The organism is Bacillus sp. (in: firmicutes), assembly GCF_031983925.1.
In the GTDB taxonomy this organism is placed as follows: Bacteria; Bacillota; Bacilli; order Bacillales; family Bacillaceae_G; genus Bacillus_A; species Bacillus_A pacificus.
The window spans coordinates 920,419-943,114 of sequence record NZ_DALYZR010000001.1 but is presented as its reverse complement, the minus strand read 5'-3'; the positions used below and the strand labels follow the sequence as shown (position 1 = coordinate 943,114).

At 35.1% G+C, this 22,696-nt stretch carries 16 protein-coding genes, 1 pseudogene, 1 riboswitch and 2 other annotated features; of the genes and pseudogenes, 4 read left to right on the top strand and 13 right to left on the bottom strand.

Annotation, left to right across the window (positions count from 1 at the left end):
• Nucleotides 1-2: 2 nt before the first annotated feature.
• The 6 genes and pseudogenes from RTP99_RS04925 to RTP99_RS04895 all read right to left on the bottom strand — a co-directional run bounded on the left by RTP99_RS04925 (nt 3) and on the right by RTP99_RS04895 (nt 6,695).
• Nucleotides 3-770, bottom strand: coding sequence for an ABC transporter ATP-binding protein (locus tag RTP99_RS04925; RefSeq protein ID WP_000106418.1), 768 nt, complete (start codon nt 768-770; stop codon nt 3-5).
• Nucleotides 771-1,019: 249 nt separating this feature from the next.
• Complete coding sequence (gene thrS / locus RTP99_RS04920) at nt 1,020-2,942, bottom strand: threonine--tRNA ligase (protein ID WP_000663048.1); 1,923 nt, start codon at nt 2,940-2,942, stop codon at nt 1,020-1,022.
• 44 nt (nt 2,943-2,986) lie between these two features.
• Nucleotides 2,987-3,210: a binding site (T-box leader), on the bottom strand.
• 35 nt (nt 3,211-3,245) lie between these two features.
• Nucleotides 3,246-3,469, bottom strand: a binding site (T-box leader).
• Between the two features lie 124 nt (nt 3,470-3,593).
• Nucleotides 3,594-4,301, bottom strand: coding sequence for a 23S rRNA pseudouridine(2604) synthase RluF (rluF, locus tag RTP99_RS04915; RefSeq protein WP_001222167.1), 708 nt, complete (start codon nt 4,299-4,301; stop codon nt 3,594-3,596).
• 185 nt (nt 4,302-4,486) lie between these two features.
• A complete protein-coding gene (locus RTP99_RS04910; protein ID WP_000925146.1) occupies nt 4,487-5,107 on the bottom strand; it encodes a YdbC family protein in 621 nt (206 codons plus the stop codon).
• A gap of 290 nt (nt 5,108-5,397) precedes the next feature.
• Nucleotides 5,398-6,216 carry a nucleotidyltransferase family protein gene (locus RTP99_RS04900; RefSeq protein ID WP_001132912.1) on the bottom strand — a complete coding sequence of 273 codons (819 nt, stop codon included), beginning with the start codon at nt 6,214-6,216 and terminating at the stop codon, nt 5,398-5,400.
• Nucleotides 6,217-6,361: 145 nt separating this feature from the next.
• Nucleotides 6,362-6,695: pseudogene (locus RTP99_RS04895) on the bottom strand (hypothetical protein).
• A gap of 51 nt (nt 6,696-6,746) precedes the next feature.
• On the opposite strand from RTP99_RS04895, the gene RTP99_RS04890 reads away from it, so the two are divergent.
• From RTP99_RS04890 to RTP99_RS04880, 3 genes are all read left to right on the top strand, one after another.
• Nucleotides 6,747-7,322, top strand: coding sequence for a hypothetical protein (locus RTP99_RS04890; RefSeq protein ID WP_001170864.1), 576 nt, complete (start codon nt 6,747-6,749; stop codon nt 7,320-7,322).
• A 217-nt stretch (nt 7,323-7,539) separates the two neighbouring features.
• Nucleotides 7,540-7,659, top strand: a riboswitch (glycine riboswitch).
• Nucleotides 7,660-7,766: 107 nt separating this feature from the next.
• The gene (locus tag RTP99_RS04885) at nt 7,767-9,134 is read left to right on the top strand and encodes an alanine/glycine:cation symporter family protein (RefSeq protein WP_000451027.1); all 1,368 of its coding nucleotides are present in this window, start codon (nt 7,767-7,769) and stop codon (nt 9,132-9,134) included.
• 232 nt (nt 9,135-9,366) lie between these two features.
• A complete protein-coding gene (locus RTP99_RS04880; protein WP_000790936.1) occupies nt 9,367-10,560 on the top strand; it encodes a S8 family peptidase in 1,194 nt (397 codons plus the stop codon).
• Nucleotides 10,561-10,660: 100 nt separating this feature from the next.
• Here the strand turns inward: RTP99_RS04880 and RTP99_RS04875 are convergent, their stop codons facing one another.
• Together RTP99_RS04875 and RTP99_RS04870 are read right to left on the bottom strand one after the other, a co-directional pair.
• The gene (locus RTP99_RS04875) at nt 10,661-11,185 is read right to left on the bottom strand and encodes a DinB family protein (protein WP_000666445.1); all 525 of its coding nucleotides are present in this window, start codon (nt 11,183-11,185) and stop codon (nt 10,661-10,663) included.
• Between the two features lie 14 nt (nt 11,186-11,199).
• A complete protein-coding gene (locus RTP99_RS04870) occupies nt 11,200-11,967 on the bottom strand; it encodes a DUF3891 family protein (protein WP_000577262.1) in 768 nt (255 codons plus the stop codon).
• 205 nt (nt 11,968-12,172) lie between these two features.
• On the opposite strand from RTP99_RS04870, the gene RTP99_RS04865 reads away from it, so the two are divergent.
• Entirely contained in the window at nt 12,173-12,445 is a 273-nt protein-coding gene (locus RTP99_RS04865; protein ID WP_001043907.1) for an HU family DNA-binding protein, read from the top strand.
• A gap of 37 nt (nt 12,446-12,482) precedes the next feature.
• On the opposite strand, the gene RTP99_RS04860 is transcribed toward RTP99_RS04865, so the two are convergent.
• Genes RTP99_RS04860 through RTP99_RS04840 form a run of 5 tightly spaced genes read right to left on the bottom strand, consistent with a single transcriptional unit; the run spans nt 12,483 to nt 22,690 of the window.
• Nucleotides 12,483-13,025, bottom strand: a complete 543-nt coding sequence (locus RTP99_RS04860; protein ID WP_000959131.1) for a hypothetical protein — start codon at nt 13,023-13,025, stop codon at nt 12,483-12,485.
• A 35-nt stretch (nt 13,026-13,060) separates the two neighbouring features.
• Complete coding sequence (gene sfp / locus RTP99_RS04855) at nt 13,061-13,810, bottom strand: 4'-phosphopantetheinyl transferase Sfp (protein ID WP_000572994.1); 750 nt, start codon at nt 13,808-13,810, stop codon at nt 13,061-13,063.
• Between the two features lie 59 nt (nt 13,811-13,869).
• The gene (locus tag RTP99_RS04850) at nt 13,870-15,312 is read right to left on the bottom strand and encodes an MDR family MFS transporter (protein ID WP_000659965.1); all 1,443 of its coding nucleotides are present in this window, start codon (nt 15,310-15,312) and stop codon (nt 13,870-13,872) included.
• Entirely contained in the window at nt 15,312-15,536 is a 225-nt protein-coding gene (locus tag RTP99_RS04845; protein ID WP_000184061.1) for an MbtH family protein, read from the bottom strand. Before RTP99_RS04845 ends, RTP99_RS04850 begins: the two co-directional genes overlap by 1 nt.
• Complete coding sequence (locus tag RTP99_RS04840; RefSeq protein WP_001133934.1) at nt 15,533-22,690, bottom strand: amino acid adenylation domain-containing protein; 7,158 nt, start codon at nt 22,688-22,690, stop codon at nt 15,533-15,535. The genes RTP99_RS04845 and RTP99_RS04840 overlap by 4 nt, the downstream gene beginning before the upstream one ends.
• Nucleotides 22,691-22,696: the final 6 nt, after the last annotated feature.

The window sequence follows — 22,696 nt, the reverse complement described above, 5'->3', positions numbered from 1 at the left end:
CCCTACTTAGACTCTGCAGCTGAGCCCATATGAGCAAGCACACCTAATATATCTTGATAGAAATCTTCTCGCGTTCCTTGACGCTTTAACTCTTTATATAGAAGACCATCTTGAATAAATAATATACGCTCACAATAACTTGCACTAAATGCATCGTGTGTAACCATCAAAATACTTACATTGTGATTTTCATGTAAATCTTGCATCGCTTCTAATAAGCTTTTTGCATTTTTACTATCAAGCGCTCCTGTCGGTTCATCTGCTAATACGATTGCTGGATTATGTACTAAAGCTCGTGCTGCCGCTGTTCTTTGCTTTTGTCCACCAGAAACAGCAGTTGGATATTTTGTTAAAATTTCAGTAATCCCTAATTTCTTCGCCACCTCATTTACCTTTCCAGTAATCTCACTTGAAGGTACACCTTGCAGAGAAAGTGGTAAAGCAATATTTTCATAAATTGATAAATTTTCTAGTAAGTTAAAATCTTGAAAGATGAACCCTAATTTTTGAGATCGAAAATCTGATAATGCATTCCCCTTCATAGAAGTAATATTTGTACCAGCTATTGTCACACTACCACCTGTCGCTTGATCCAATGTACTAATCACATTCAATAAAGTTGTTTTTCCAGATCCAGAAGGACCCATAATCCCGACAAATTCCCCTTCTTTAATATTTAATGACACACCCCTTAATGCTTTTGACTGATTCTCATTTCTTTTCCCATACGTTTTTTCTACACTTTCTACAGTAACTACATTTGTTGACATCTCTTTCACTCCATCCCTTTTGTATAAATTTAATTTCTCACACATTTCTTATCTTTTTCTCATGTAAATTCTTAATAATTTTTTAATTATTCTAACTAAAAAGGTTATACAGATAACATGAACCTATTTCCTACTTCATATTCTCATCTTTCTACAACTCGTTCCTTCGATTTCGCTTACATTTACCTTACATTTTTGTAAGGTAAACAAGAAAACACACCAATTTTTAATGGTGTGTTTTCTTTACACTCAATATCCTCTATTCTTTATTTCCTCTTCAATACTTGAGACAAATACATCTAGCGCAACAACTTCTGACTTCTCTCCTCCATATTTACGTACATTCACAGCTCCGTTCTCCAGTTCCTTATCCCCAATAACAAGTACATAAGGAATTTTTTGCATTTGTGCTTCTCTAATTTTATATCCTAATTTTTCATCTCGTACATCTCGTTCGACACGAACACCAGCTTGTGCTAATTTATCCGCAACCTCATCTGCGTATTGTACATGGACTGCATTCGAAACTGGAATGACCTTCACTTGAACTGGCGCCACCCATGCCGGGAATGCACCTCCAAAGTGCTCAATTAATATTGCTAAGAAACGATCTAAAGATCCTAATACTGCCCTATGAATGACAACTGGTCTTTTCTTTTCATTCTTCTCATCTATATAATTTAAATCAAATTTCTCTGGCATTTGGAAATCAAGCTGGATTGTTCCGCACTGGTGACTTCTATTTAAAGCATCTTTAATATGGAAGTCAATTTTTGGTCCGTAAAATGCACCGTCACCTTCATTTAGTCTATATTTATAATTCAATGAATGTAATACATTTGCTAACGCCGATTCTGCTTGTTCCCACAACTTATCATCACCCATTGAATCTTCTGGACGTGTAGAAAGCTCTACTTCATACTGGAATCCAAAAGTTTTATATACGTAATCAATTTGCGCCATTACGGATTTAATTTCATCTTCAATTTGTTCTGGAGTTACAAATAAATGAGCATCATCTTGGCAAAAAGTACGAACTCTTAATAGTCCATTTAATGCACCGCTAAATTCATGTCGATGCACTTGACCGAACTCACACATACGGATTGGCAATTCGCGATAAGAGTGTAATTTATTTTTGAACATTAACATATGACCAGGACAGTTCATTGGCTTTAATGCAAAGCTCTTATTATCTACTTCTGAGAAATACATGTTGTCCTTGTAATGTCCCCAGTGTCCTGATTTCTCCCACAACTCTTGGTTCATCATAAACGGAGTACGTACTTCTTGATACTTATACTCTTTTTGAATTTCTCTTAAAAATGCTTCTAACTCATTTCGGATAATTTGACCTTTCGGTAAATAAAACGGCATTCCCGGAGCCTCTTCAGAAAACATAAATAACTCAAGCTCACTACCTAATTTACGATGATTTCTTTTTGCTGCTTCTTCAACGAAATGTAAATACTCTTCTAATTCTTTTTGAGAAGCGAACGCAACACCATATATGCGCTGAAGCACTTGGTTATTACTATCACCTCGCCAATATGCACCGGAAACGTGAGTTAATTGAAATGCTTTCAAATAACCTGTAGATGGTAAATGTGGTCCTCTACATAAATCTACAAATTCACCTTGTTTATATAGTGTTACACTTTCCCCACTAGGAATTGCTTCTAAAAGTTCTAATTTCAAGCGGTCGTTCATTTCTTGAAACAGTTTAGCTGCTTCTTCTCGAGAAACCTCAACTCGTTCTATCTTTATATTTTCATTTATGATTTTTTTCATTTCTTTTTCGATTTTCCGTAAATCTTCTATGTTTACACTACTTGGAAGATCCATATCATAATAAAATCCATTTTCAATAACAGGCCCTACTCCAAGATTTATATCACCATACAATCTTTTTACAGCTTGCGCTAAAATATGTGCCGCGGAGTGTCTTGCAATTTCTACACCTTCATCTGAATCTATAGTAATGATTTCTACTTCCGCATTTTCTTCAATATTTCGGCGTAAATCATATAACCCATCATTTACTTTCCCCGCAACTGCTTTCTTTTTTAAACTATTGCTAATGGATCCCGCAATTTCTTCTAAAGTAATTCCTTTTACAAATTCTTTCACACTACCATCTGGAAATTTAATTTCAATCATTTGTTCTTTCATTTTTCATCTCTCCATTTCATAATAAAAAGCACACTCATCCCTAAAATAGGGACGAGCGTGCTTATACCCGTGGTTCCACCCAGATTCCCATCATAAAAAACATAATGGCTTCATTTACGGTAACGTCGTTTACACGGCACTAGATACTTCATTTCCCCAGTGCAGCTCTAAGGTGGTAAGTTATTTTTCTGCGTTAGGAAGTTCTCAGCTTTCCTTCCTTCTCTGTATAACCGGGGAAAATAACTCGTGTCCTTTTCTTCGCTTATTATGAAATTGAATGCAAAAAAGCATATTCATCCCTAAAATAGGGACGAATATGCTTATATCCGTGGTTCCACCCAGATTCCCATCACAAAAAACATAATGGCTTCTTTTGCGATAACGTCGCTTACACGGCACTAGATACTTCGTTTCCCTAGTGCAGCTCTAAGGTGGTAAGTTATTTTTCTGCGTTAGGAAGTTCTCAGCTTTCCTTCCTTCTCTGTATAACCGGGGAAAATAACTCGTGTCCTTTTCTTTGCTTTTTTTAATACATCCATTAATTGTTATTTACTATATCTTATTCATTTTATTTTTGCAAGTGTTTGGAAAAGATTTTTTATTTAATAAAAAAAGAAACCAAAAAATGTTTTTGGTTTCTCCTTCTCAATTTTACCAATCTTGTGGTTCATAATTTAAGTCTGCAAATAGACGTCGTTTCTCTTTCTTCGTTAAATCTCTCCACTGTCCAACAGGTAAATTATTCAATTCGATATTCATAATTCTCGTACGTTTTAACGTGTATACTTGATAACCTAAAGCTTCACACATACGACGAATTTGGCGATTCAACCCTTGTGTTAAAATAATTTTGAACTCATATTTTGATAACTGTGTGATCTCACAAGGAAGTGTTTTTGTACCTAGAATTTTAACACCCGCTGCCATTTTTTCTAAGAAATCAGGTGTAATTGGCTTATCTACTGAAACGATATATTCTTTCTCATGTTTGTTTTCAGCACGTAAAATTTCATTAACGATATCACCATCATTCGTTAACAAAATTAAACCATCTGAGTCTTTATCAAGACGTCCAATATGGCTAATTCGTAAAGGGTGATTCACTAAATCGATAATATTACCTTTTACTGATTTTTCACTCGTACATGTAATACCTACTGGTTTATTTAAAGCGATATATACGTGATCTCGAGCAATACGAAGTTGCTCTCCATTTACGCGTACATCATCACCTGGATTCACTTGGTCACCAATTTTTGCAACCTTACCGTTAATAATTACTCTTCTCTCATTAATTAATTTATCTGCTCCGCGTCGAGACGCTTTTCCAGCTTCACTAATAAATTTATTGATACGCAAATTAGGCACATCCTTTTCTAAAAAAATTTCAAGCTCACACTGCTTCTACCGTACAATACAAAAGGGTAAGCCTCCTATTATAACTTAAATATATTAACATGAAAGGGTATATAACGTCTTCTATTAATTTCTTGTTTATAAGAAATTATCTTTATTATACATTCATTTATGCACTTTTTCTGTGCTTAATATACAAGCCATTCTTCCTTACATATAGCTTGTTTACCTCTTATATCTTCTATATCTTCATGAATATTAGCTAGTTTATACAACTCAGGGAAAATCTCTTCTACATAATTTTGATGCGCCATTCCATCTTTCCAATAAGTTAACACTATGTAACGATTTTCATTTTTTAAAGACTTCCCAACAACGCCAGCTAACATTCCTTTTGCTTTTTCCATCCCTTTATTCCAAATTGTTTCTTGTTTATGTAAAAAATACTTTTCTTTTTCCACTTTAATATCACATATAGCAACTCTTACGAATGATCCCTCTGTAACAACGTCTTTCAGAGGCGTATCAGTTATATCATACAAAGTTTGGAATAATTCAATTTCACATAAAAGAAACGTATCCTCTTGATTACTATTTAAATAAATTGTATCGTGGGCACCATTCATAAATGATTGATATGCACTTTTATTTTCCCATAAAGTAAATACACACGCCTCATCTTCATTCCATCCACCAAATTGCCAATGAAATCCATCTAGATGCTGTATATCACGCCATTTTTCTTGTGCTTTTGAAAACAATTCCTTTTTCTCTTCTTCTACCTTACAATAGATTGTTTTTAGTAGCATATCTAATTCCCCCTTATCTTACATTCCATTTCTCATCTGCAATACTTTCTACTTTTCCCCTAAACGAACATTATTTTTACTCTCTATTTCTTCAGCTCTTATATATTAAAGAGGACCATTTCATCTCGTATCCTTGTTCAACACGCATATTTATCTTTTTACTTTAAAAGATACGCTGTTAAACATCCATTTGAACTTCCTGTTGCCACGTCTTTCGGAATCCCATAATAGTCTGCAAAATCACGAACATTTAGATCACCTGTTTGTTTACATAACATAATTATATCCTTCTAGTTATCTATAGTATTCAAAAAATCATCCGCTCTTTCTATCAGCCATTCACCAAACGTACTTAAAAATAATAAAATTTCATTTATATCATTTATCGGTTCAATTACATATTGTAATGCCTTTCTCATATTTTTTTCTTGTTCGGGAAAATGCTTACTAAATAATTCATAGGCAGGATATAAGTCTCTGGAGTAAAGTCCTTCTCTCTCAATTGTCAATGCTAGACCTGACCTGATTATTATCTTCATAATCCAACGGCAACAATCCACAATATCATCCACGCCTTTATTATGAATTAATTCTTCGCGTGCTTGTCCAATTTGTTTCCGCAATTGAATAAGGTGTTCATAGGCTAACTCCTCACTTACTTTATATTTAGGTAAAGACAATGTTACATCTTGACCAAATATACATACTCCATGTGTCTGTATCATAAAGCTTATAAAAGAAAAACTCTTGGAATTTATCACTTCTTTTTCACTGTAAAAACTCAATTCCACTCCTGTTATACAATTAAACTTTTGCAAACTTTGAACTTCTAGTTTCTTTCGCCAGCTTAAGTCTATTAATTTAGGATCCTTTCGTACTACTATAATCACATCTATATCTGCAATTCCTTCAATTCCAATCCCTCTTGGAATTGAGCCTCTTATATAAACACTGTGTAAATCATCCTGTAGCAATTCACAACAAGTATTTTTTATTTCTTGTATTACCTCCATAAATATAGGTTGAACTTTTTCAATATGTGCATCATTTATAATATATCCTTCATCATCAGTAGGACAAAAACGACCTATCTTTTTTATATTTGGCAATTTATTATCTCATCTCCATACTAAATATTATTTTATTCTATACACATAGTAATTATAATTTAAATAATTCAGAATTAAAAATCAAAAGAGATAGAAAGTAAACAATTCTACACTATCATTCACTTCCTATCTCTTTTATTATCAATTATTTTTCAAATATATAATACGTAATTTCTCCTGGGTAATGTAATATCTTTACCTTTCTTTCCACTTTTTAAAACTAACAGTATACCCGCTTTCCCCTCCGCTCCACTTACCAGTGTAATAAGCATTACACTCATATATTTATACTCCTCTTCCTTATCATCATTAATATGAATTACTGACATTAGCACTGGAAAATCTTTAATTTTAGATTCTTTATTCATAAATATGAATGCAATTAAACCAACTAATAATACAGTCATTGAAATATTTGAAACTAGTTTTCTTCTATTCATTTTCACTAAAACTCCTATTTTCTCTACTTTAAACAACATTATTGTTATATATTATAATTATAAGTTTTTAAATTTTGGAGGCGTTACATATTGCAAAAATTACTTTTTACTAAATGGACAGTTTTTATTTCTATTCTCATCATTTTCGGTACAATTTTCTACGTTACGAATGGTAAAAATAACACCGAAAAAGCCCCTGTAGAAACAGCGGATACAAAAACTTTCAAAACGAAATTACAGCCTAAAATTAATGAATTGACTACTAATTATAATGATATCATCGAAAAGGATTGGTTGCCTGCCTGGGAAGAGATTAACACGAACGGTGATTCAGTAGACAGAGATAAACTATTAGTTACAATGAATGCTGTTTCCAAACAATATGAAAACATTATGAATGAAATAGACATTTTGAAAATTAAAGAAAATATATCGGAAGTACAAATACAAGAACAACTTCTTTATTTCACAACTGAATTTAAGGCTGCTTCTAAATTTATGAAAAACGCGGCAGATTTAATTATAGATGGAGCCACTAACTCTACTCTAAACAGTGCAACAATTGAAAATACGAAACATGCTTTAGGGCTTGCGGATCAACATATTGTTATTGCTTTATCTACTTTAACTGAAGTTGAAGAGAAATTAGGACTTTCGAAAAAATAGAATTCTTTACTATTTTAAAATAAAAAATGATTGCATTTCACTAATAGTATATCTATAATATTTTTATTGATCTTATACACATTCAATGCGTATAGGTTATTAATTTTATAATTCGGATGAACCATTCAGGAGAAGGTCTATTGATCTACCGACGGGGCAAAAAGTTGTTAACCGACTTTGAAACTCTCAGGTCTTGTTTACAAGTAGAACTGCATGGGGACGAATCTCTGGAGAGACTCCCTCTCGCTTTATATAGCGTAGAGGAAAACGAGCACCGAAGGAGCAAATCCGCTACTATAGCGGATAATCTCTCAGGTAAAAGGACAGAGACAAGCGAAAGAAAATGCCGATTTGTATCGGTTTATTTTTCTATCCCTTGTTTCTCCAGAGACCATTTCATTTACTTGAAGTGGTTTTTATTTTTTCTAAAAAAGGAGAATAAAGATGGAGACAGTAAGTAAAGTATTAGAACAAATCAATCACTATGTGTGGGGATTACCAACGTTGTTGTTACTCGTTGGTACTGGTATCATTCTCACAGTGCGTTTAAAAGGTTTACAGTTTAGTAAACTATTATACGCTCACAAACTAGCTTTTAAAAAATCAGAAGATACATCTTCCTCCGGAGATATTAGCCACTTCCAAGCACTTATGACAGCTATGGCGGCAACGATCGGTATGGGAAATATAGCTGGTGTTGCAACTGCTGTGACGATTGGTGGGCCTGGTGCAATCTTTTGGATGTGGATTACTGCTTTATTCGGTATGGCAACAAAATATGCCGAAGCAATTCTTGCGGTGAAATACCGTGTTAGTAATGAAAATGGTGAATATTCAGGTGGGCCAATGTACTATTTAGAACGTGGTCTAGGTAAGAAATGGCTTGCAGTTTTATTTGCTATATTCGGTACAACTGCTTCTTTCGGTATCGGGAATATGGTGCAATCTAATTCAGTTGCAGAGGCAATGCGAATTAATTTCTCTTTCCCTCCTGCTTTAACTGGTATAGTAATGTCATTTTTAATCGCTATCGTTATTTTAGGCGGTGTAAAAAAAATCGGGAAAGTAACAGGATATGTTGTTCCTATTAAAGCTTTCTTTTATATCATTGCTGGTCTTATCATTATTTTCTATCACTACGATCAAATTCCTGAAGCATTTTCACTTATTTTTTCTGGTGCATTTAGCGGTACTGCAGCTGCTGGTGGTTTTATCGGTGCAACAGTTGCATCAGCTATTCAAATTGGAATGGCGCGCGGCGTATTTGCGAACGAAGCTGGTTTAGGGAGTGCCCCTATTGCCGCGGCGGCTGCAAAAACTGATTCCCCTGCAAAGCAAGCTTTAGTTTCAATGACTGGTACTTTTCTAGATACGTTTATTGTATGTACAATTACAGGGCTAGTATTAATTACTACAGGCGCATGGAAGTCTGGTAAAACTGGCGTTGAAGCTACAACACTTGCGTTCCAATCTGTATTCGGTACTGCTGGTAGTATGATTCTTGGTATCGCAATTATTTTATTCGCCTACTCTACTATTTTAGGCTGGTCGTATTACGGTGAGAAATGCGTGGCTTATTTATTTGGAGAACGTGCTGTTAAATATTATAGAGCAATCTTTATTGTCATGATTGCTATTGGTGCGAATTTAAAATTAGGCATCGTATGGACATTTGCGGATATTGCAAATGGACTTATGGCGATTCCAAACTTAATTGGTCTTATTGGGTTAAGTGGTATTGTTGTTGCTGAAACGAATCGCTTTTTACAAGCAGAGAAATTGAAAGAAAATAATAAAAAACAGGCAAGTTAATCTATGAAAAAAGGAATGACTCATACATGATGAGCATTCCTTTTTTCATCCCCTCTTTTACTTTATTACTATCATTAAAAATATATTTATATCAATGTTTACTCCTTTTTCTTCCTCCAAAAGTTTTTCACATAAATGTCATAAATCGTATGGTCTAACTATATAGTTGAAAAGGAATGCGACATTAAAGTGTCGCTGAAAAACTCATCCAAGAAAAGGGAGGAAAAATCTTTTGAAAAACAAAATCATTGTTTTCCTATCTGTTTTATCATTTATTATTGGTGGTTTCTTCTTTAACACGAATACTTCAAGTGCTGAAACATCATCTACTGATTACGTTCCTAACCAATTAATCGTTAAGTTCAAACAAAATGCATCTTTAAGTAATGTGCAATCTTTTCATAAATCTGTCGGAGCTAATGTCTTATCTAAAGATGATAAGTTAGGTTTTGAAGTCGTACAATTTTCAAAAGGTACTGTAAAAGAAAAAATAAAGAGTTATAAAAATAATCCAGATGTGGAATATGCAGAACCGAATTATTACGTTCACGCCTTTTGGACTCCAAACGACCCATATTTTAATAATCAATATGGATTACAAAAGATTCAAGCTCCACAAGCTTGGGATAGCCAACGAAGTGACCCTGGTGTAAAAGTAGCCATTATTGATACAGGAGTTCAAGGCTCACACCCTGATTTGGCTTCGAAAGTAATTTACGGGCATGATTATGTTGATAACGACAATACATCTGATGATGGTAATGGTCATGGTACACATTGCGCTGGAATTACTGGAGCACTTACGAATAACAGCGTCGGAATTGCTGGTGTTGCCCCACAAACTTCCATTTATGCTGTTCGCGTATTAGATAATCAAGGAAGTGGTACTCTCGATGCTGTAGCGCAAGGTATTCGAGAAGCTGCTGATTCGGGTGCAAAAGTAATTAGTTTAAGTTTAGGAGCTCCAAATGGTGGTACTGCATTACAACAAGCCGTTCAATATGCATGGAATAAAGGCTCTGTTATAGTTGCAGCTGCTGGAAATGCTGGAAATACAAAAGCTAATTACCCTGCTTATTACAACGAAGTTATTTCAGTCGCTTCTACAGATCAATCAGATAAGAAATCTTCATTCTCTACTTATGGTAGCTGGGTAGATGTTGCAGCTCCAGGATCAAATATATATTCTACTTATAAAGGAAGCACGTATCAATCATTAAGTGGTACATCTATGGCAACACCTCACGTTGCAGGAGTCGCTGCTCTTTTAGCAAATCAAGGATATAGCAATACACAAATTCGCCAAATTATTGAGTCATCTTCTGATAAAATTAGTGGTACAGGTACGTACTGGAAAAACGGTAGAGTCAATGCATATAAGGCTGTACAATATGCGAAGCAATTACAAGAAAATAAAGCTTCTTAAGAAATAAAGTAAAACTTTAATCAGTTGATCTACCATTCATGCGGAATAAAATAGAAGGAGAGACTCCCACAACTAAAGCCTCTCCTTCTTATAAACTATATTACTCTCCCTGCTTTTTAACCATATGTAAATACAGAACAAAATCCATCATTGTCGACGAATGACCAAGTTGACGGATCATCGCTGTTATATTTCCTCTATGATATGTACCATGATTTACAACATGTTGTACTAACTCTAAAATTGAAGTTTCTAATTTTCCTACATATGGATTCTCGATAACAAATACAGCATTCACATCTTGTATTGTACTTAAAAAGTCTTTATATTGATTTGCCATGTTTTCAAACATTTTTTCTAATTCATGTAACGATTTGTTTTCCGTTTGTTTTCGTAATTCTTCTCGGCCTTGTATTGCTTCATTCATACTTTTACCATGCAATATGTGTAACCACACTTGATCTGTAATATAAATATGGGCAAACGTATCCTTGATTGATGGAAATACACTCTGCATCTGTTCAGTAAAAATAGTATCATAGTTTGGTAATTCTTTTAGTCGATTGAATAATCGTAGATTAGCCCAAGCATGGTAATCCACTTGTTTTAACATGTACTCTTTCAATCGAAATCGCCTCCTTATTGTATGAAACGAATAGTTTGTTTCTTCATTTCTGATTCTCTATCAGCCTTTACAATTCCTTTTTCTTCAATTTCACGTTTATCTATAGTTTTATATTTTACATGTGTATGAAATTCCGTTTGAAATGGAAACGGTGTAATCCGAATAGTTTCCTCATCTATCCATTCAGCTTGAATAGGTTTCTCCTCTTTACTATTAAACATTTCTGTTCCTTCAAAACCATCTTTAAACAAATCAATTTCCTCTTCCTTTTCTACACCTGGTTTATTCATACAGACATATAAAGAAAGTTCATCGCAAAACTTTAATAATCTATAATGTTTATCGAACATCATAAATTGCTCTTTTGTTAGCGTTGTCAATATTCTTTTTTGTCGTTTCAATTCACCTGCATAAAATGTCATCATCTCTTCATCTTCCTCATTTAATGGAAATGATAAAAAATGCTTACTACAAAGTAATGCTCCGTATGGATTGGAATCTTCAATTTCATTCAAACCAATCGTATAAAAGACAAAGCGTAATGAACTTGGACAATCCATAAATGTATATGGGATATTTTTAGCATCATTCAAAATTGGTACTTTATCAAGTTCTATCCATCCTCTATCATGCTCATATATTGCATCAATTGTCTCTTTTAAATATGTATCATCTTCAAAAAAATCTTCTTTTATATGCTTTGCAATCTCTCCAGCTAAAAAACCATGATCATGTTGACGAATTAATATACTTTCTTTCTCATCCTTTTCACGAAAAATCATCCGTATACTCCCCCTCATCCTCATATTACAGCGTTTTCTATTCATCAATTCTTAATTAATCCCTAATTGTTAGCAGGGATTCAGTTTCTTGCAACGAAATTAACATAACTATATAGCATTCTTTCTAACAATATAAATAGCTTTATCTTTACTATCTATTATACTAAATCATTCATTCCAAAAAATTTTTTTATGAGGTGAAAACATGAACAAAACAGAATTAATTAAAAATGTCGCACAATCAGCTGATATTTCTCAAAAGGATGCTTCTGCAGCTGTACAATCTGTATTTGACACAATTGCTACTGCATTACAGTCTGGCGATAAAGTTCAATTAATCGGCTTTGGAACTTTTGAAGTGCGTGAAAGATCTGCTCGTACAGGACGTAATCCACAAACCGGCGAAGAAATTCAAATCGCTGCTGGTAAAGTTCCTGCATTTAAAGCAGGTAAAGAGTTAAAAGAAGCTGTGAAATAAACAAGAAACCAGCCATTTTATAGGCTGGTTTCTTGTTTTAATTTAGTAATTGCTTTATATTTTCTGCATGATACACCTCGCAAATATAAAATATGCATCTGCAGTTACTTACAATTTGATATTTTCTTGTTGGATACACATGCGCCGAAACAGAGCATCCATCGAACAATTCAATAATATTCCCAGAAGGCTGATATCCTTCATATAATACGTTCCTTCTTACTTCCATCTTTTCTATAAGTTTTTCAACTGGAATGTTTCCACTCTCTAGCTCCCTCTTTATTGTATTTGGTAAAAACGAGGTATCCGCAAAAATGAGATTTTCAGATAATACTTTTCCTTTATAACTAATATTGGATACACGGTAAAGAAATGTTCCGTTTTTATCAAAGAAACTCTTTGCTTCTTTCGGGATATACTGTCTATCCAGCACCTCTTGTTCTAGAACATCAAACTGAACTGTATCATTCAATAACTTTTCTAAAGCATGAATAGATGATGTATCTCCAGAAAATAAAATATTTTTAATTGCTTGTACATGATAAGTGAATTCATTTGTTCTATTTTCCGCTACTAGCATGAGGAACACCTCTTCTATAAAATATTTTATTAAACTTATTTATAATTTAAAAGCGCTACTGCATCCAGCTGTATGATTTCGGTGACTTCTTTACTAAATATTGCAATTGAAGCCATATAATCTACACTTGGCCTTAAATCTCTCATCACTGTATTTTCTACTAACTCTTGTCTATCCTTAAAAACTAACAAGTTTGGAGAATCATTTGGAGCTGATATAGTAATATCCACTGGTGGAATCATTAGACCTTCACCTGTCGCTTTGAGCACAGCTTCCTTTCTAGTCCAATATGTTAAAAAACCTTCTATTTTTTGTTCATTAGGTAATTTCATAACTTGCGCTATTTCAATGTCGGTTAATACGCCTTCTGCCATTTTCATAACATCAACATTTGGATTCATTTGTTCAACATCAACGCCTACAGGTGCAGACTTTGTAAATGCAACAACAACCCACTCACCCGAATGTGAAACCGATAACTGCGGCATCCCCTCTGGTAATTGTGGTCTACCATGTTGTAGCTTACATACTGGGCACATTCGATTAATTGGAACTTGAACTGGCGACATAGAAAGCATTTTACCTAGAACTAATCTACTAATTACACAGCCTATTATAAAACGGGCACGATCTGCCGAATGATGATATGAATTTGCTTTTTCTCGTTCAACATCATTTAGTAAATTGTAATGCCATGATTGTAAATCCGAAATCCTTCCCCACCATATTTGACAATCATTCTCATTCAAAATTGGTATAGAATCTACAACTTTACTTTCTATCATGTAAACTCTCTCCTTCTAAATACCCAATGTAGATTTATTCCAAAATAATATTACCAAACTTATTCATTGACAATTTCTTTCTCTTTTTGTAATACAGGTAACGGTTTTTTCTTCTTTTTTGACATTACCTCTTTATCAGAAATACGTAAAGAAAATAGTAATGCTACGAGTAAAAATATTGCTGATCCAATTAATGCTGCTTGATATGGCAATAAATCTGAATGAGTATTATGTTGTACACTGCTATTTCCAAAACCGGCTAGTATACTAGCTAAAACAGCAACTCCTATCGCTGAACCTAATCGATTTTGCACATTAAATATAGTAGTTGCTCTCCCCATAGAAGGCGGCGTTATATTGTTAAATGCAGAAAATTGAACTGCTCCAACTGATTGGCCTAAGAAAATACCTATGCCAAACAATAATACCCGTATTTGCCAAGGGTTCGTATCGTGATTTACAAAACTTAATAAAATAAAGATAATCGCCGTACAAATTAACCCTATAGAAATTACCTTACGAGCTCCTAATTTCTTATATGACCATGGTACGATCTGTGACGATATCATTAATCCAATGGCCTCTGGGAATGTAGTAAGGCCTGATTCCAGTGCGGATACCCCTATTACATTTTGATACATAAGCGGAAAAACAAATAACATTCCTAGTAAACCAGCTGAAGAAAACAATGAAATAAGACTCATTTTTCTAAAGACTGGTTCTTTGAATAAGCGTAAATCTAGCATCGGTTGCTTTACTTTAAGTTCTACAATGATAAACAGTGTAATAAATACAACCCCAGCTATTCCAGTACTTATAACCTCTGTAGAAATCCAGCCTCTTGATGGTCCTTGACTGAGCGCATAGATTAGCATCGCAAACCCTGGTGCTGAAAAAACAAAACCGAGATAATCAAAGCGACCAGCTGATTTTTCAATATGCTCTTTTAAAAATAGAAGACCGAATAGTAACGCCATAATTCCAAATGGTAAATTAATATAAAATGCCCAGCGCCAAGACATTTGATCTACAAAAAAGCCACCAATAATTGGTCCTACTGCCGGTGCGACAGCAATTGGCAACACAATAAACCGAGAAATTCTCGGCCTTTCCTCTGGTGAAAATGTTCGGAATAACATCGCCATCCCAACTGGTGTTAAAAGCCCCCCACCAGCACCTTGAATAATACGAAAAATATTCAAGGAAGTAATATCGTTCGCTATCCCACATAACGCAGATGCGGTTGTAAATACGAAAAGAGCAGTTAGAAATACTCTTTTCGTACCGAATCGATCTCCTAGCCAACCAGAAATCGGAAGGAAAACAGCTAAGCTAACTAAATACCCAACATTAACTGTCCCCATAGCAGATGGTGGCACTTGCAGTTCCTTACTTATCGTTTGTAGTGCTACATTTACAATCGTTGCATCCATAGCAGCCATAAACATCGCTGTTATATATACGATACTTACCACTACTTTTGGATTTATTTTTTCTTTCATTATCGTTTTCCTACTACTATTTTTTCGCCAGCTTGATTACTTTTTGGATTCAAATCTTTCCAGTTATTCTCAACATATTGTAAACAATCTTTTCTACTAGCTTCTTCATGTACAACATTCCACCCAATAGGTACATCAAGAAAGATAGGCCAGAGAGAATACTGGCCCTCCTCATTTATTAATACTTTATATGTGTAATTATCATTTTCAAATGGATTCGTCATACTCTCCTTACCCCTTTCTTATTCTGCAAATATTTCGCTAATACTTGTCCAATTTCCGTAAGTGGACCTGGCTGACATAAATCTTTATGTCTACAATCAATATCATGCTGCACAATTTGTCCGTCTAAATAATTTAGCCATGTATTTGGAGAAATGGGATCAAACCAGTCTGGTATAACAGTAGATCTAAAGAATAAAATATCTCCGTTATAAACTTTCGGTACGTATCTCCCTAATAATCCTACCGAATTTACATATGTTTCTTTCAAATTTAAAATGGTCTCTTCTTCAAGACTTGCTAATGCACTTCCATCTTTACGAAGTATTTCAATCGCACTTTCCATCGTAAGTGGTTTGCCATCCATGTTGTCTGGATCATATCCACCTAGAGCCAGTAGTGCGATTAACGCTTCTTCTTCAGTAGGCGCTTCCGTATTCGGTAGGAAGTGACCAGGATAAGAATCTAGCATAACGAGTAATTCTACTTCTTCCCCTTCATTTTGTAGTTGCGCTGCCATTGCATGCACAACATTTCCTCCGAGCGACCAACCGAGTAAACGATATGGTCCGTGAGGCTGTACTTCACGAACGTGTTTTAAATAATCCGCTGCCATTTCCTCTAAACTTCTTGGAAGTTCTTCATTTTTAGCGATACCACGTGCTTGCACGCCGTAGATTGGATAATCTGTTCCTAAAGATTTCATAAGTCCTGCATAGCACCAACTTAATCCACCTGCTGGGTGTACACAAAATAGTGGCAATTGGTTTCCGCTTGCTCGTAACGGAAGCAACACATCGAGTGCACTTTGTCCATTTCCCACTTCAAGTCTTTCAGCAAGGCCTGCAACAGTAGGTGCTGCAAATAAAGTTCCGATATTTAATTCGATCCCAAGCGCTTCTTTAATACGGCTCATAAGCTGCACTGCAAGGAGTGAATGACCACCTAAATCAAAGAATCCGTCATCAATTCCAATTTGAGGTACACTTAGCACTTCTGTAAACAAGTCACATAACATTTCTTCTTGCGGTGTTCTTGGTCCACGACTAGAAGATGATGCGATAAATTCTGGAACTGGCAATGCCTTTCTATCTAATTTACCGTTTGGAGTTAAAGGCAACTCATTTACTACTACAAAAGCATATGGAACCATGTAATCTGGTAGACTACCACTAGCAAACAGACGCATTTCATTCGTATCAATCGCTTCATTATTTGATGCGACGATATAAGAAACTAATCGTTTATCCCCTAGTTGATCTTCCCGTACAATAACTGCTACTTGCTCAACTGTAGGGTGTTTCATTATGACCGCTTCTATTTCTCCTAATTCAATTCGGAATCCACGAATTTTTATTTGATGATCTGCACGTCCTATATAATCTAGCGTTCCATCTTGACGCCAACGTGCTAAGTCTCCAGTACGATACATTCTTGTACCTGGCTTGCCAAATGGATCTGCAATAAAACGTTCAGCAGTTAAACCTGCCCTTCCTAAATATCCACGAGCAAGCCCTGCACCTGCAACATACATTTCTCCAACTACTCCAGGTGGCACTGGTTGTAAATAATGATCTAATACGTATACTTTAAGGTCGGGTATACTGCACCCAATTAAACTGTTTGCTCGTAAAGAAACGATTGTTTCGTCTAACTCAATATAACTAACATGTACTGTCGTCTCAGTAATACCGTACATATTAATAAGCTTCGGTGCGTCATGAGGATGTCGACTATACCAATCTTCTAATCGACTTAGCTCAAGTGCTTCACCTCCAAAAACAACATATCGTAAAGATAATTTTTGACCAATCTCTTCATTTTCACGATCTGCTTGCATCAATTGATAGAACGCTGATGGAGTTTGGTTTAAAACAGTTACCTTTTCTTTAACAAGAAGTTGTAAAAATTCTTTCGGCGAGCGACTTACAGTATGTGGAACTACAACTAAACGCCCTCCGTATAATAAAGGTCCCCAAATTTCCCAAACCGAGAAATCAAAAGCATATGAATGGAACATCGTCCACACATCGTTTCCATCAAACTGGAACCAATGATCAGTTGCTCCTAAAAGTCTTACTACATTTTGATGAGGTATCATAACACCTTTCGGTCTACCTGTTGAACCTGATGTATAAATAACGTAAGCAATATGTGATGGAGTTAATGGCTTCACGCGCTCCATTTCATCAATATTGTCTTCACTATGTTTCTCAATTTCTTCTATTACTTTTACATTATCAACTAAAACTTTTAGTTCCTCATTACATTCAATTTCCACTTCTGAATTCGTTAAAACACATGATGGTTTCGCATCGTGTAGCATAAATGAAATACGGTCTGCTGGGTAATCTGGATCTAACGGAAGGTATCCAGCACCAGCTTTAAGAACAGCTAATAAACTTACAACCATGTTTAATGATCTTGGCATCGCTAAAGCAACGAGTTGATCAGGACCAATTCCTTTTGCTATTAGGAATCGAGCTATTTTATTTGCTTTTCTATTTAACTCTTCATAAGTTAATTTCTTATTTTCAAAGACGACAGCAATAGCATTTGGATTTATATGAACCTGCTTTTCAAATAATTGTGATACTGTCATTTCTGGGACAATTTGAAAACCACCATTCCACTTTTCTAACATTGTATTTTTCTCTGCTAAAGTTAATATTTCTAATCTGCCAATGGATTGATCCGGATTTGTCGCCGCATCATCTAATAACAAAATGAATCGTTCTATTAGTTTTTGAACCGTTTCATGTTTATATAAATCGGTACTAAACTCTAGTAATCCATGTAAACCGTTCGGAGTACCATCAACCCCGTTACTCTCACTAATTTCAAATGTTAAATCAAACTTCGCAGAGCCAACACTTTGAATTTCAAGGCTCGCTTCTATATCCGGGACATCAAAGATTGCTTCTGGCGTATTTTGGAAAGCTAACATAACTTGAAATAGCGGATGACTATTTCGAGTACGCACCGGGTTTAACACTTCAACGAGTCGTTCAAATGGAACATCTTGATTTTCATAAGCTGCAAGATTTGCCTGCTTCACTCTATTTAATAATTCTTTAAAACTTGGATCTCCTGAAGTATTTGTACGTAACACTAACGTATTTACAAATAAACCGACTATGTCAGAGAGTGCATCATCGTTTCTTCCAGCAATCGGACTACCGATTGGTATATCAGTACCTGCACCTAATCTTGTAAATAGCGCACTTAGTCCTGCTTGCAATACCATAAACAAACTAACTCCGTTTTTCCGTGCGAGCTCTACTAACCTACTATGCATACCTGCATCTATATGAAAATGAATGGTTTCTCCTCTGTAACTCGTTTCCATTGGACGCTGATAATCTGTAGGTAACTCCAATTGATCTGGTAATCCCTTTAACTCTTTCTTCCAAAAATCTAATTGTGTTGAAATGAGACTTTCTTGTGTAGTTTCATCCCCTAACAATTGTTGTTGCCAAAGTGCATAATCTGCGTATTGAACCGGAAGTGTCTCTAGCTGTACTTTGTTACCTTGACATCGCGCTTTATACGCCGCTGTAAAATCTCTCGTTAACGGTTGTAATGACCAGCCATCCCCTACAATATGGTGTAATAGAATTAGTATTACATGTTCGTTTTCACTCACTGTAAAAAGTTGCAAACGAACTGCTGGTTCAACATCGAGGTTAAAGCTATATCTTACCGCTTCCGCAAGTGCACTTTCTAATTCACCTTTACATGTTTTTGTTTTAATCATTTCTAGATTTAAATTTTCCATATGTAAAATTTCCTGGTAGGAACTACCTAATACGTTAGGGAAAATTGTTCTAAGTGTTTCATGTTTCTCGACTACATCATTAAAGGCACCTTGCAATGCTTCCTCGTTCAACTTTCCAGACAAACGTATAACTAACGGAATATTATAAGTAGGGCTTGGACCTTCTAAACAATTCAAGAACCATAATCTACGTTGTGCAAATGAAAGTGGAACTTCATTTGGTCTTCTTACTTTCTTAATTGCTGGTCTTGCAGTTTTCGCTTGATTCAATTGTTTCGCTAATTCAGCAACAGTTGGCGATTCAAATAGTTTTCCAATTCCTAATTCGACACTTAACATTTCACGAATTCTTGCCATTAAACGCGATGCAAGAAGCGAATGTCCACCCATTTCAAAGAAATTATCATCAATGCTAATGCGAGAAACACTAAGTACTTCTGCAAATAAATGACATAATATTTCTTCTTTCGGATTTCTAGCAACCCTCTCATTGTTCATTCCATTAAAATCAGGAGCAGGTAATTTCTTTCTGTCAACCTTACCATTTGGCGTTAATGGTAATTCTTCTAGCAATACAAATGCTGATGGCATCATATAATTCGCTAAACTTTCTGAAACATAAGAACGAATTTCTGCAAGGTTAATCATTTCCTTATTTTTGGCAACAATATACGCAATGATTCGTTTATCATTTGGACGATCTTCTCGTACCATAACCACTGCTTCCTTAACATTTTCATGTCGTTGTATTACCATTTCGATTTCAGCTAATTCAATTCGGAAACCACGAATTTTAATTTGATGATCTGCGCGGTTCATGTACTCTAAAACACCATCACTGCGCCATTTTACTAGATCACCTGTACGGTACATGCGCTGCCCTGGTTTTCCATAAGGATTTGCAACAAACCGTTCAGCTGTTAACTCTGGTTTTCCTAAATATCCGCTTGCAAGTCCTTCCCCTGCAATATATAATTCACCAATAACTCCAGGTGGAACTGGTTGTAACCCTGCATCCAATACATACACTTCTGTATTGCAAATTGGCTTTCCGATAGGAGGTATCCCCTTTTCACTTTCATCAATGTTCATGAAGGTAGACCAAATCGTCGTTTCAGTTGGCCCATATAAATTAGTTATTGAGCAGCCTAATTCTCTTAATTTATTTGCTAAATGCCCTGGAAGAGCTTCACCACCAACAAGTATATTTAGCCCTTGTAACTTCTCTGGATAATCAGTTACTAACGCCTGCCAAAGCGTCGGTGTAGCCTGCATAATGGTCACTCTTTCTTCATGTAAAAGTGTCGTTAATGCAGAAGGCTCTTGTATGTCTTCCTTTTGCGCAATTGTTAAACTCGCACCACTAATAAGAGGTAAATAAATTTCTAGAGCAGAAATATCAAACGCAAATGTTGTAACTGCTAATAAATGATCATGTTCATATAACAAAAACTTTTGTTGCATAGCCATTAAAAAGTTACTTAAACCTCTCATAGGAACAATTACACCTTTTGGGTTTCCTGTTGAGCCTGAAGTATATATTGTATAGGCTGAGTTTAAAAGTGATACATCATTCTTACATGCTATATTCATACGAGAAGATGTATGTAATGCTAGTTTCGTTTCTTCATCATCTAATACAATTTTTTTTATATCATTTTTTATAACTAACTTAGATGAAACAGATGAATGTGTTATGATACAAACTGGTTTTGCATCATTTACTATATAATTTATTCGCTCAGCTGGATATTCTGGATCTATTGGTAAATACGCTGCACCAGCCTTTAAAACTGCTAGCATACTAACCACTATTTCCGTTGATCTTGGAAATACTAAAGCTACAAACTGATTTGGTCGTATTCCTTCTTCTACTAAATAATGTGCTAGTTCATTCGCTCGTTCATTTAGCTCTTTATACGTAAAGTTTACACCGTCACAAGTAATCGCTAGTTTATTTGGGGTTTTTTGCACTTGTTTTTCAAATGATATAGGTAGACTGATTAACTCATCGTCTTCCTTCGTTTCATTCCATTCCAATAAAACTTTATGATTTTCTTCAGGAAGAGTAATATTTATCTTTCCAATCGACTCGTCTTTTTGATAAGCATTTATCATTAATTCTAATAATTGCATAAATCTTTCTTTATGCAATGCTAGCTCCGCACCATTATATACTTCCGGATTCGCATCAAAATGAATCATTAGCTCATTTTGATCAAAACGTTTATATACATTTATCGATAAATCATCCACAGGTCCTGCTGATAAGTTATGCGTAATACCACGATTCCCACCAAAGTTAAGCCCGTAATCAAAAGGCATAACATTCACTAACGGTCCAAATAATCTTTGATTTTCACCTAATAACTTTAAGTCTCTTCTTAATTCCTCATGACGGTATTTATGATGGCGACGTACATCTTGGATTTCTTTAGAAACTTGCTGTAATAATTCTACGAGAGTTATATTTGGAGTTACAGTAAGACGAAGTGGTACTAAATTCATTACCATACTAGGTGTATGAATAGATGCAGAACCTAGACGTCCCATCATCGGTAAACCTAAAACAATATCATTTTCACCTGTTAATTTATGCATATAAATACTTGTTACAGCGACAATGAATTCCGGCCAACTTGTTAACGAAATATTGATATCTTCTAGTAAAGTTTTTGTACTAGAACTAGATAAACAAGCTGTTTCGCGTAAAAATCCATTTGATGTTCTCGGTGCTCGTTCTGCCAAACTTACAACTTCTGGTTCATCCGCAAATTTTTCTAACCAAAAAGCACGATCTTCCTGAAATTGTTTAGACTCACGATACTCCATATCTTCTTGCACAACTTTTGCAAGAGAGCCAAATGTCTTTTCATTCTTGTTTGTTTCTTCTATAAGTGATGTATACTCATTCGCTACCTTTTGGCTAAGAAGTGAAAATCCATAGCCATCCATCACAATGTGATGGATGCGCTGATACCAAAAGAAACGATTATTTTCAACTTGAATAAGCGCTTCAATAAATAAAGTATCTTTTTTCAAATCGACTGGCATAGATAAATCATTTTTCATCCATGCTTTAGCAGCCTCTTCAGGATTTTCTTCTTTACGAACGTCAATAAAATGCATATGAAACTGTGATTCTTCAATAACTTGCCATGGGCCAATTTCATCTTCTTCGAAACGAACATGAAGTGCCTCAGCTTCCATTACAACTTTACGTACTGCTAATTCGAAAATTTCTTGATTCATATTTCCGTTTATTTCTACATATTCCCCAGTATTATAAATCGGATTAAGTGGATCTAATTGTTGCGCAAACCACATGCCAGACTGCGCAGATGATAACGAATGACGAATCTTTTGACTGTTAGGCATTCTTTA